General features: G+C 37.1%; 9 protein-coding genes. 2 read left to right on the top strand and 7 right to left on the bottom strand.

Features of this window, described 5'->3' with window-relative positions; all coding sequences use genetic code 11:
- A partial coding sequence (locus tag IR213_RS15235; protein WP_194313156.1) for a hypothetical protein occupies window positions 1-1,076 on the bottom strand: 1,076 nt, incomplete at its 3' end.
- Between the two features lie 644 nt (window positions 1,077-1,720).
- Complete coding sequence (locus tag IR213_RS15240; protein ID WP_194313157.1) at window positions 1,721-5,257, bottom strand: methylmalonyl-CoA mutase family protein; 3,537 nt, start codon at window positions 5,255-5,257, stop codon at window positions 1,721-1,723.
- Between the two features lie 307 nt (window positions 5,258-5,564).
- Between IR213_RS15240 and purU the strand changes: the two genes are divergently transcribed.
- A complete protein-coding gene (purU, locus tag IR213_RS15245; protein ID WP_194313158.1) occupies window positions 5,565-6,419 on the top strand; it encodes a formyltetrahydrofolate deformylase in 855 nt (284 codons plus the stop codon).
- Window positions 6,420-6,421: 2 nt separating this feature from the next.
- Here the strand turns inward: purU and IR213_RS15250 are convergent, their stop codons facing one another.
- From IR213_RS15250 to prfA, 5 genes are all read right to left on the bottom strand, one after another.
- The gene (locus IR213_RS15250; protein ID WP_194313159.1) at window positions 6,422-7,906 is read right to left on the bottom strand and encodes a catalase; all 1,485 of its coding nucleotides are present in this window, start codon (window positions 7,904-7,906) and stop codon (window positions 6,422-6,424) included.
- A gap of 545 nt (window positions 7,907-8,451) precedes the next feature.
- On the bottom strand, window positions 8,452-9,237 hold the full coding sequence (locus IR213_RS15255; RefSeq protein ID WP_194313160.1) for an alpha/beta fold hydrolase: 786 nt from the start codon (window positions 9,235-9,237) through the stop codon (window positions 8,452-8,454).
- Window positions 9,238-9,358: 121 nt separating this feature from the next.
- The gene (locus IR213_RS15260) at window positions 9,359-9,889 is read right to left on the bottom strand and encodes an alpha/beta hydrolase (protein ID WP_194313161.1); all 531 of its coding nucleotides are present in this window, start codon (window positions 9,887-9,889) and stop codon (window positions 9,359-9,361) included.
- A 145-nt stretch (window positions 9,890-10,034) separates the two neighbouring features.
- Complete coding sequence (pyrF, locus tag IR213_RS15265; protein ID WP_194313162.1) at window positions 10,035-10,847, bottom strand: orotidine-5'-phosphate decarboxylase; 813 nt, start codon at window positions 10,845-10,847, stop codon at window positions 10,035-10,037.
- Window positions 10,848-10,969: 122 nt separating this feature from the next.
- Window positions 10,970-12,046, bottom strand: coding sequence for a peptide chain release factor 1 (prfA, locus tag IR213_RS15270; RefSeq protein WP_194313163.1), 1,077 nt, complete (start codon window positions 12,044-12,046; stop codon window positions 10,970-10,972).
- 155 nt (window positions 12,047-12,201) lie between these two features.
- Between prfA and IR213_RS15275 the strand changes: the two genes are divergently transcribed.
- Complete coding sequence (locus IR213_RS15275; protein WP_194313164.1) at window positions 12,202-12,354, top strand: hypothetical protein; 153 nt, start codon at window positions 12,202-12,204, stop codon at window positions 12,352-12,354.
- Window positions 12,355-12,717: the final 363 nt, after the last annotated feature.

A 12,717-nucleotide genomic window follows, 5' to 3' on the forward strand; every position in this document is an offset into this window, starting at 1 on the left:
AATGTTGGTGATACCGAACCACAATTATCGGTTGCTGTGGCGGTTCCAAGGGCTGCACCGATGGCTTCAGTTGTTGGATTACATCCCAAAATACCATTTGCAGGAGTACCAGTGGCTGTGATAACAGGTTTTTCTGTATCCACTGTCCAAGTGTAAGTCACAATACATGGATCTGCGCTCAAGCCACAGGCATTGGTGGCGCTGTATGTAAATGTTTGTGTACGATTACAGCCATCAACAACTATTTCTCCAGGTGTACAGATTACTGGCACTGTACCGCAAATATCCGAAGCGGTAACAGTTTGACTACAGCTTGGCGGAGTTGGGTTACAACCAAGAGCTGAACCTATTGGACAGTTCGCAATTACAGGTTTTGAGGAAACTACATTAAATGTTTGTTCGCACGTATGTTGACAACCATTGCTGGTTATAACATCCCTTAAAGTAAAAGGGCCACAAGCTGAAGCAGCGGTAACTGAAACTGTTGAACCTGTATTAGAACCATTTATTGTTGCTCCTCCTGAAACCACAGTCCAAAAATGTGTTGTTGTTCCAATAACACCGGTCACTGTTGAACTATAAGTATGCGTAGTCGCAGGACAAATATCAGTATCCCCAGTAATAATACAATTCGGACTTATAACCAATGGCGAGGCAGCACAGGTTTGTACAAGTGGATGATTAATAAATTTCAACGTTACAGTAAACCCACCAAAATTGGGGCCAACATTTACTGGAGTAGATACAGGTCCATCAGCAAAATAAGTAGCAGTAATAGTAAACACTCCTGGTGTTCCAAAAAAAGCACCGCTTAAATTTGGAGCAATATCCCATTGTACAAGCTCTCCATTAACAACATCTATATTTACCAAATTGGCAGTTGCTATTGCTATGGTATTAGGGCAAGAAATTGCTGGAGAAACAGCCATTGATGTACAAGCTGGCAATGATTGCGCAAACGCACCTAAGGCAGTAAAACCCACAAACAAAAGCAACACCAATTTCTTTTTGAAGTTGCTTACATAATTTTCGGAAATCTTTGTCGTCTGGTGACAACTAATCGTAACTGTTTTCATAATTATAAGGAATTAAAAGGTTAAACACCACAAATTAGAAAAACAGGAAAAGTTTACAGACTGGGGGAAATAATACTTTAAGAGAAATAAAACCTCTTCAAAACTATTTTTGAAGGACTCCATCATCAAAAGAATTTTCTGATTGAGGCAGCAGAATAAATTCTTTTTCTAACCAATTATTAACGAAAAGTTACTGTACAGTTCAACTTGAAACTTTGTTTAAAGTAACCCATATTAAAGTTAGGAAGGAAAAAATGAAAGAAAAAAAAAGAAGAATAAAAATCGATTAAATACAATTATTATCGATAATTTACATTTGTTAATAAGAAAAATAATATGAGATAACGATTTTCTAATTATTAAAATAAATTGCAAACTACTAATTATTAGTTAATTACAAAATATTTCGCGTTAAATAAAAGATAAAAAATCAGGCGATTGACCTTAAAATGAATAAATCAAAAAAAACATTATTTAAAAAAGAATTTATTTTGCTTTGAAAGAAAAAAAATGAGATTACATTTTTATCCTTTTTGCTAAGCAAAAAACGGTTAAATTTAATTATGGAGTTCTAAAATAGATCCCGCCAAAAGGCGGGATAAGCGATTCACACACTTTTTGCTACGCAAAAAGTGGTTCTCTGCTTACATATTCCTCCTATACTGACCGCCAACTTCAAACAAGGCACTCGTGATTTGCCCTAACGAACAAACCTTAGTAGCTTCCATCAAATGCGCAAACAAATTTTCGTTTTTGATGGCGGCTTCTTGAAGCAGATTCAATTGTACCTTTACTATATCTTGATTGGATTGGTGCAAATTGGTCAACATCGTGATTTGGTATTTCTTTTCTTCCTCGGTGGCGCGAATCACTTCGGCTGGAATAATTGTTGGCGAACCTTTGGAACTCAAGAATGTGTTCACTCCGATAATCGGGAATTCCCCCGTATGTTTCAAGGTTTCATAATACAGGCTTTCTTCCTGAATCTTGCTTCTTTGGTACATCGTTTCCATTGCGCCAAGAACTCCTCCACGTTCGTTAATCCGGTCAAACTCCTGCAAAACGGCTTCTTCTACCAAATCGGTCAATTCTTCGACAATGAACGAACCCTGAATTGGATTTTCATTTTTAGTCAGCCCTAATTCTTTATTGATAATCAACTGGATGGCCATCGCACGACGGACACTTTCCTCGGTTGGCGTGGTAATCGCTTCGTCATATGCATTGGTATGCAAGGAATTACAGTTGTCATAAATGGCATACAAAGCTTGCAGTGTGGTTCGAATATCATTAAAATCGATTTCCTGTGCGTGAAGTGAACGACCCGACGTTTGAATGTGGTATTTCAACATTTGAGCGCGTTCATTGGCTCCGTACCTGTTTTTCATGGCTTTCGCCCAAATTCTCCTGGCCACACGACCAATGACAGCATATTCCGGATCAATTCCGTTCGAGAAAAAGAACGATAAATTGGGGCCGAAATCATTAATTTTCATTCCACGACTCAAATAATATTCCACGTAAGTAAAACCATTGGAAAGCGTGAAGGCCAATTGCGAAATGGGGTTTGCCCCCGCTTCGGCAATGTGGTAACCCGAAATGGAAACCGAATAGAAATTTTGCACCTTATTATTGATGAAATATTCCTGGACGTCTCCCATTAATCTTAGCGCAAATTCCGTCGAGAAAATACAGGTGTTTTGGGCTTGGTCTTCTTTTAAAATATCCGCCTGAACTGTTCCGCGAACTTTGGAAAGTGTTTTGGATTTTATTTCGTTATAAACCTCCAAAGGCAAAACTTGGTCGCCGGTCACGCCCAAAAGCATCAATCCCAGCCCATTATTCCCTTCTGGCAAATCCCCTTGATAATGTGGACGTTCTGTTCCTTTCTTCTTGTAAATCGACTTGATTTTTTCTTCAACCTCATCTTCCAGATGATTGGTCTTGATGTAAATTTCGCAGCGTTGATCGATGGCAGCATTCATAAAAAAGCCTAGCATCATTGGCGCAGGCCCGTTAATTGTCATACTGACCGAAGTCATTGCGTCGACCAGATCGAAACCAGAATACAATTTTTTGGCATCGTCGAGACAACAAATCGAAACTCCTGCGTTTCCAATTTTTCCATAGATATCAGGACGAATATGTGGATCATTTCCATACAAAGTCACGCTGTCAAAAGCTGTCGAAAGTCGTTTTGCGGGTAACCCCGCACTCACATAATGGAAGCGTTTGTTGGTTCGTTCCGGTCCGCCCTCACCGGCAAACATTCGTGATGGATCTTCTCCTTCTCTCTTGAAAGGATACAATCCTGCCGTGAAAGGGAATTCACCAGGCACGTTTTCCTGTAAATTCCATTTTAGTAGATCTCCCCAAGCTTGATATTTTGGCAAAGCAATTTTTGGAATCTGGGAATGCGAAAGCGATTCGGTGTGGGTCTCAATCTTGATTTCTTTATTTCGAACCTTAAAAGTGTAAAACGGCTCTTTGTATTTGTTCGTCTTTTCGTTCCAAGTTAGGATGATTTCCCAATTGTAGGGATCCAAATCCATTTTTACTTTGTCGAATTGATTCAACAATAAATTGAGAAAAATTTTATCTTCGGCAACAGTTGATTTTTCGAGTTCCAAAGCCGTTGGCAAAACGGAATCATCATTAATTCCTGTCTTGTTCAACTCAGGGATTTTTCCCGAAACGGATTCAATAGTTTTGAAAACACCATATAATTTCTGGGCGACTTGTACTTGGCTTAATACCGTTGCATCATATTTTCTGTTATTTTCTGCAATTTCCGATAAATATCGGGTTCGGTGTGGCGGAATGACGAAGATTTTTTCGCTCATTTCATGGGAGATTTCAAAAGTCGATTTCAAATCGGAATTTGTTTTCTCATGAATTTTATCCATTATCGCCTTGTACAAGGTATTCATTCCCGGGTCGTTAAACTGGGAAGCGATGGTTCCAAAAACGGGTAAGGTGTCTAAATCAGTATCCCAAAGACTATGGTTACGCTGGTATTGTTTTTTCACATCACGTAAAGCATCCAAAGAACCGCGTTTATCGAATTTATTGATTGCCACCAAATCAGCGAAATCAAGCATATCGATTTTTTCCAATTGGGTTGCTGCGCCAAATTCGGGCGTCATTACATAAAGAGAAACGTCCGAATGATCTGTGATTTCAGTATCCGATTGTCCAATTCCGGAAGTTTCTAGAATAATAAGGTCATATTTGGCAGCTTTGATAACCTGAATGGCTTCGGCAACATATTTTGACAAAGCTAAATTGGATTGTCGTGTGGCCAAGGAACGCATATACACTCTGGGATTGTTGATGGCATTCATCCGGATTCTGTCTCCAAGCAATGCGCCACCTGTTTTACGTTTGGATGGATCAACCGAAATTATTCCGATGGTTTTTGTTGGAAAATCAATTAAAAAACGACGCACTAATTCATCGACCAAAGATGATTTTCCTGCCCCACCCGTTCCGGTAATGCCAAGAACGGGAGTATCCCCTCCCAACCTCCCCGAAGGGGAGGAGTTAGCAACATTATTCTTTATTTCTGGATCAAATACTTTATGAAAATCATCAGGATTATTTTCGGCGAGTGAAATTAATCTCGCTATTGTATAAACATTTTTATTTTTCAAACTCTCCAAAACTCCCTTTTTTCCGAGTTTTAATAAAGCAGAAGCATCCGTATTATAATTTACGTATTTTTGCACCCCTTCTTCGGAGGGGTTGGGGGAGGATTGTTGTACCAAATCATTGATCATTCCTTGTAAACCCATTGCTCGACCATCGTCTGGCGAATAAATCCGGGTAATTCCGTAGGCTTGCAAATCAGCGATTTCAGACGGAAGAATTACTCCGCCTCCACCACCAAAAATTTTGATGTGAGACGCTCCTTTTTCACAAAGCAAATCGTACATATATTTAAAGTATTCATTATGTCCGCCTTGATAGGAAGTCATGGCAATGGCATTCGCATCTTCCTGAATGGCGGTATTCACTACTTCCTCGACGCTTCTGTCGTGGCCTAAATGGATAACCTCAACTCCAGTTGCCTGAATGATTCTTCGCATAATATTGATGGCGGCATCGTGACCGTCAAAAAGGGATGCTGCGGTTACAATTCGAACTTTATTTACGGGCACATAAGGCTTTACAACTTCCATTTTTATGAATATGATAATTTATGTACGCAATTTACGGAAATTTTTAAGAAAAAATTATTATATATTAGACAAACTATAAAATATCATAACAGGCTTTTTATTCAAAAAAATAAGATTAGTTTTGAGGAAAATTATTAATGTACGGATTGTCTAGCCCTGATGGAAATGGAAAGCCCGAAACTTTAGAAAGTAGTTTTTCTTGCAAGAAAAAAGCGACCAAAGGAAGCTCTTTTTGTGGCTTAGAAAAACAGTTTATAAAGTGAGGACTTGTAATGTACAGCAGGAAATAGCTCCTAAAAAAAATAGTATGCAGAAAATCATTATCCTCATTCATTGCGAAGACCAAAAGGGAATTATCGCCGCTGTGACAGATTTTATTGTTAGAGTGGAAGGAAATATTATTTATATTGACCAACATGTAGATGTGGAACAGAATGTTTTTTTTATGCGATTGGAATGTGAACTTACCAATAAAAACAGCAATCTGGAGGCGATAAAAAATGTCTTTGAAATATCTATTGCCACTGATTTTAAAATGTCTTGGGAAATTCATACCAAAGAACAAAAGCCAAAAATGGCTCTTTTTGTATCGAAATACGATCACTGCCTATTTGACATTTTGGGACGTTTCAGTGCCGGAGAATTTAATGTCGAAATCCCTTTAATTGTGAGCAATCATGAGGATTTAAGATCAGTTGCGCAACGTTTTGATATTCCGTTTTACTGTATTCCGTTTACCAAAGAAAATAAAGAGGAAGGCGAAAAACAACAAATTGAAATCCTCCGGAAATACAAAATAGATTTTATCGTTTTGGCGCGTTATATGCAAATTATCACGCCAAATTTAATCACACTTTACGAAAATAAAATTATCAATATTCATCACTCCTTTTTACCGGCGTTTCCTGGTGCAAAACCGTATCACTCGGCATTTAAAAGAGGCGTAAAAATCATTGGTGCCACGAGTCATTATGTCACCAATGAATTGGATGAAGGTCCAATTATTGAGCAGGATACCACTCGGGTTTCACATATCAATTCTATTGATGATTTTATTATGAAAGGCCGGGATCTAGAACGCATCGTTTTGGCGCGTGCCATAAAACTTCACGCCGAGCGCAAAACGATGGTGTATAACAACAAAACGGTTGTGTTTTCTTAATATTAAATAGGCAAGGCTTCTAACTCAAAGCGCAATCCTTTCGCAATTTCTGTTCCCAAACGAGGATCAACCCGGTACCAAAGAAATAATTGACGTCTTGTAATTTCTTCTTTTTTGGGTCCGTGAATTCCTGACATGGCATCTACAATATTGTGAATGGTATTGCTTTGCTCCTCTGGAGTCATAATTTGAAACAATTTTCCGGGTTGTGAATAATGATCGTTCTCCCCTTCGCAATTCCTGTCATACCAATCCGCAAAGTGACTGTTTATTGGTAATGGCGGTTCTTTATAGGATTGATCCACTTCCATATCATCAAAACTGTTAGGGAAATAATTTGGGTTTTGACCTCCATTTCCATCGACTCTCATTTGTCCGTCCCTTTGATAATTATTGGTGGCAAACGGACATCTGTTGACTGGAATTTGCTCATAATTGGTTCCTAAACGATAGCGTTGCGCATCAGGGTAAGACAACAAACGGCCCTGCAGCATTTTGTCTGGTGAATAGCCTATTCCGTCTACGATGTGAGCTGGCGCAAAAGCTACTTGCTCAATATCCTGAAAATAATTTTGTGGATTTTGATTTAATTCCAAAACGCCAACATCTATCAAAGGAAAATCTGCGTGGGGCCAGACTTTAGTCAAATCAAAAGGATTAAAGTAATAATCTCCATTAGTAGCTTCTTCCTCAGTCATCACTTGGATTTTTAAATCCCATTTTGGAAAATTACCGCCATCAATATTATCAAACAAATCTCTTTGGGAAAAATCCATATCGTGAGACTTCATATGGGCTGCCTGATCATTGGTAAAATTCTTGATTCCTTGAGCGGTTTTGAAATGGAATTTTACATAAAAACGTTCATTTGCTTGATTGATCATCGAAAAAGTGTGACTGCCAAAACCATGCATGTGACGATACCCATAAGGTGTTCCCCGGTCTGACATCAATATTAAAACCTGATGCAAACTTTCAGGATTCAATGACCAATAATCCCACATCATCGTTGGTGATTTCAAATTGGTATGCGGATCCCGTTTTTGGGTGTGGATAAAATCACCGAATTTCTTCGGATCTTTGATAAAGAAAACTGGCGTATTGTTGCCCACTAAATCCCAATTGCCGTCTTCTGTATAAAATTTCATGGCAAAACCTCTTGGATCTCGTTCCGTATCAGCTGAACCTTTTTCTCCACCAACGGTAGAAAAACGCATTAGAACTTTGGTTTCTTTTCCAATTTTGGAGAATATTTTGGCTTTGGTATATTTAGTAATATCGTGTGTAACCGTAAAAGTTCCAAAAGCTCCGGAACCTTTTGCATGCACCACTCTTTCCGGAATTCGCTCGCGATTGAAATGTGCCATTTTTTCGTGAAGAATATAATCCTGTAATAATAATGGGCCACGCGAACCTACAGATTGCGAGTTTTCGTCTTCTAAATAAGGTCTTCCTGAGGCAGTTGTCAATTTTTTATGTGATTTCATAACAGATAGATTTAAAAGTTACGATAAAGTTAATAATCTATTTTCATAAATAAAACTGATTATTTGTGTATTTTGCTCAAAAACAGTATATTAACAAATATTTATCAAAATAAATCGTAAGATTAAAATCTACTGAACTGCAACACCATAAAGCAAAGGGATTGGAATAAAACTAAAAAATTAAAATTATAAAATGTTAAAAAACAGCCAGTAAAACTTAACGTATCTACAACAAAGTAATAACAAATCCTTAACACCCTTAAAGGGAAAAGTATATGATCTTTGCAGAGTAATAAACTGGTTATTTATTATTTGGTTTTGGTTAGTAAAAAAGATTGCCCCGCAAATTGCGGGGCATTTTTTTTTGATTCTCATATCTGCTAAAAACTTTGTTAAGAAAACTTAACGTATGTACAACAAACTTATAACAAATCATTAACAGCATAAAAGCTAAAACTGTCTGATCTTTGCAGCATAATAAACTGGTTATTTATTATTTTGGTTTTGGTTAGTTAAAAAAATGTTCCTCAATTGAGGGACATTTTTTATTTGTTTGAACTAATGAATAATAAAACTTCATTATTAAATACTATGGGTTGCTCCACATTAACCACATGACCACATTGTTCTATAACAAACAATTTTGAAGATCTATAATGTTTTTCGACCACGAGTCGAACCGAAGGCAAAAACATGTAATCTTCTTCACCCATAACATAAAGCGTTGGAATATCTAATTCAACTTGTCTAAACCACTTTAGCACCGGGTTGATTTCGGCGGTGAGTTTGAACCATTTTATGAATTCTTTCTGGTATAATTTTTTGGCTTCATTGATGAAAAGCAATCGCGATTGTTTATGGCTTTTTTTCGGCATAATCACAAAGGCAAAAAACTTGTATAACACTAAATAAGGCAACACATATTTGAATGTATTCCCTAATTTCATTAAAATTTGCGAACGAAAATTCATTTTAAGTATTGCACCTCCAAGAATCATGCTTTGCACTCTTTCAGGATGCATTTCGGCCAATTGTCGAATGAGAATCGTACCGAGAGAAATCCCGACAAAGTGTGATTTTTCGATTTTTAAATGGTCAATAACCTCCAGAACATCATTAGCAATGGATTCGAAAGTATATTTTTGTTTAAAAGCTTTTTTTATTTGAGAATTGGAATTACCGTGACCGCGTAAATCCAATAACAAAACGTTATACTGGCTTTTAAAATCCCGAATTTGCTTGAACCAAATAGACGAACTGCCGCCAGCACCGTGGACAAAAGTCACCCACTGATTGCTATTTTCGTTTTTGTAAATGGTGTAGTTTATCATTTTTTTATATGGAACGCGGATTAAACGGATTCGCAAAAGCGAAAACACAGATAAAAACGAATTTTTTTAACCGATTTAATTCGTTGCAATATAGAAAAATATCAGCCTCAAATTTCACGAATTAAAATTTTAAATTCGAAATTAGCTCGCCACAAACTTTAATTGTAAAATCATGCTTTTTATACATTTCATGACCTTCATTTTTTAGAATTTGAGAATCAATATTTAGATTTTCAGCCCAAATCGCAAGCGGTCTATTCTGGTCATGTTCTCCAAAATATAACTTTATTTTACAATTTGGCTTTGTCGTTTCATATCTCAGTCTTGTTGACGAAATTGCAGAAAAATTGCTTATTTTCAAACCTTTTAGACCCGCTTTCCAAGCTAATGTTCCACCAATGCTGAAAGCAAGAATAGCAATATTTCCTTTTTCTAAATGCAATAAACTTTCAACGGCAAAATCAATTCCGCCATTTATAAATTCATCATGAAGTTTATTTTCTGTTCTATCGGCTAAAGAAATATTTGCCAATTTGCAAGAATCATAAAGTTGGATTTCGAATCTTGTTTTTAAAATTTCAAAATAAGTATTAATCCAATCTGAATTTTCAATTCCCCATAAATCCGATATGATTATTAATCTTGGTTTCATTTAGAAAATTATAGTTTAATTTTTAGCCCTATAGCCTTATAGAAAAATTTTAGCCCCGAATTTTACTGATTTTCACAAATTATTCGTAGGACTTCGTAACCCAAGCCTAAAAGGGGAGCAGACGAAGTAAATTCGTGGTTAAATTTTATCCTAAAATCCTTTCCATTTCTTGTTGCATTTTCAACGCTTCTTCCCTAGCCTTTTGGGCAAAATCAGTTCCGTTTGAAGCATAAATAATCGCTCTTGAAGAATTAATCAGCAAACCAACATTCGCATTCATTCCGTGTTTGCAAACTTCTTGAAGACTTCCGCCTTGTGCACCAACACCGGGAACAAGCAAAAAACTATCGGGAACAATTTTGCGAATCTCCGTGAAATATTCGGCTTTTGTGGCACCAACAACATACATCAGATTTTCGGAATTTTTCCAAGTTTTTGAAGTTTCCAAAACCTGTTTGTACAACTCCTTTCCGCCAACATTCAACGTTTGAAAATCAAACGCTCCTTCATTCGAAGTCAATGCCAACATAATGGTATGTTTATTTTCGAAAGCCAGAAAAGGTTCCACCGAATCTTTCCCCATGTAAGGTGCAACGGTTACGCTGTCAAAATTCAAATCCTCAAAGAAAGCTTTGGCGTACATCGACGAAGTATTCCCAATATCACCTCGTTTGGCATCCGCAATCGTAAAGATGTCAGGATGATTTTCGTTGATATAATCAATGGTTTTTTGCAAAGACTGCCAACCTTTTATTCCATATGCTTCATAAAAAGCCGTATTGGGTTTATAGGAAACAGCCAAATCGTGAGTGGCATCGATTATCGCTTTGTTGAACTCGAAAATCGGGTCTTCCAATGCTAATAAATGAGGCGGAATTTTATTCAAATCAACATCTAATCCTACGCATAGGAACGATTTCTTTAGTTGAATTTGGTTGATTAGTTGTCTAGTTGTCATCGTTGTGTGTTTAACGGCAAAGTTCGCAAAGTTTTTCGCAAAGTTCACAAAGTGTTAAAAAAAAATGCCAAACATTTCGGTATGGCATCTATTATCTCTTGGTCTATTATCTCTTCGTCCCCTTAGAAAACCTCACTCGCTTCTTTCAATTTCTCCATATTGTTAACCAATTGCAATTCGTCAACAATTTTTTGAATATCGCCATTCATAATATTTCCTAAATCGTATAATGTCAATCCCACACGGTGATCCGTCACACGACCTTGCGAATAATTGTAGGTTCTAATTTTTGCCGAACGGTCTCCAGAACTCACTTGCGAGGTACGTTTTGTAGCATCTTCCGCTTGTTTTTTGGCCAATTCCTGTTCGTATAAACGAGAACGCAAAACGCCCATCGCTTTATCTTTATTCTTATGTTGCGATTTCTGATCCTGACATTGCGCCACTAATCCCGTAGGAATGTGCGTCAAACGAACCGCCGATTTTGTAGTATTCACCGATTGTCCACCAGGTCCTGACGAACAAAAGAAATCCACACGAACATCGTTCATATCAATTTGTACGTCAAATTCTTCGGCTTCCGGAAGTACCATAACCGTCGCTGCCGAGGTATGAACACGTCCTTGCGTTTCCGTTTGCGGTACCCGTTGCACACGGTGAACACCCGCTTCAAACTTCAAAGTTCCATAAACATCTTCGCCCGTAACTTCAAAAATCACCTCTTTGAAACCACCCGAAGTACCTTCGCTCATATCCACAACCGAAGTTCTCCAACCCCTGTTTTCACAATATTTGGTGTACATACGGAACAAATCACCCGCAAAAATACTGGCTTCATCGCCACCCGTTCCGGCGCGAATTTCGACCATCACATTCTTAGCATCTTCCGCATCTTTCGGAATCAACATAAACTTAATTTCATCTTCTAGTTCTGGTAATCTTTCCTTAGCTTCTTCGAGTTGCATCTTGGCCATTTCGGTCATATCTGCATCACTATTGTCGGCAATAATCTCGTTGGCTTCATCAATATTCGCCATCAAAAGCACATATTCGTCACGCTTTTCAGCTAAGGCTTTCAAGCCTTTATATTCCTGATTCAATTGCACATAACGTTTTTGATCGCTGATCACATCGGGCTGAATAATCAAGTCCGAAATCTCGTCGAAACGCTGTTTTACTATTTGAAGTCTATCTAACATATTCTAATTCCTTTTATTGGAGTGCAAATTTAGTGAAAATATTTCACATTTTAGATTGCAGATTTCACATTTTAGATTGCAAATTTCACGTTTTTTTTAGGAGCTGTTTCCTGCTATTCGCTATATCTTTTTCTGGCAAAAAAGCCAGAAAAAGGATGCCGCTACTATCAGGGCTAAAAAAATTGCATAAAAAACAGCGTTTTGAGGTTTCCCGTAAAATCCCTAAAAATAATGGAGTTACTTTTGGAAAAGATATAAAAGATATTGCAATTTTATCAGTATTTTCGGTATTAGGGATGTATATTTGAAAATAAATAATAACTGGTATTTAGCAGAATAAGCAGCCTATTTTAAGGTCAATAAGTAGAATATTTCCAAAAATCTATGCAAGTTTAGTGTGATTTTATGACAACAGAAACGATAATGAAACTGAAAATATTTATTGGAACTTTACCTGTCTTTTTAGGTGGACTAATTTACTTGACTTATCGAGCTAACACTTTATTGATGTTTGATTGGTTTAAATTCATTGGGCTTAATAATTTAATATTTTTTTTCACTACTAACCGATTAATATTTTTAAACAGAAAGGGCTACTTTTAAAAGTAAGCCCTTTTTTTCATATATTTTGAGTGACAAAAAACAAAATTTATGAGTTCCAAAGATATTGA

This window comes from Flavobacterium soyangense (assembly GCF_015277675.1).
Classification (GTDB): Bacteria; Bacteroidota; Bacteroidia; order Flavobacteriales; family Flavobacteriaceae; genus Flavobacterium; species Flavobacterium soyangense.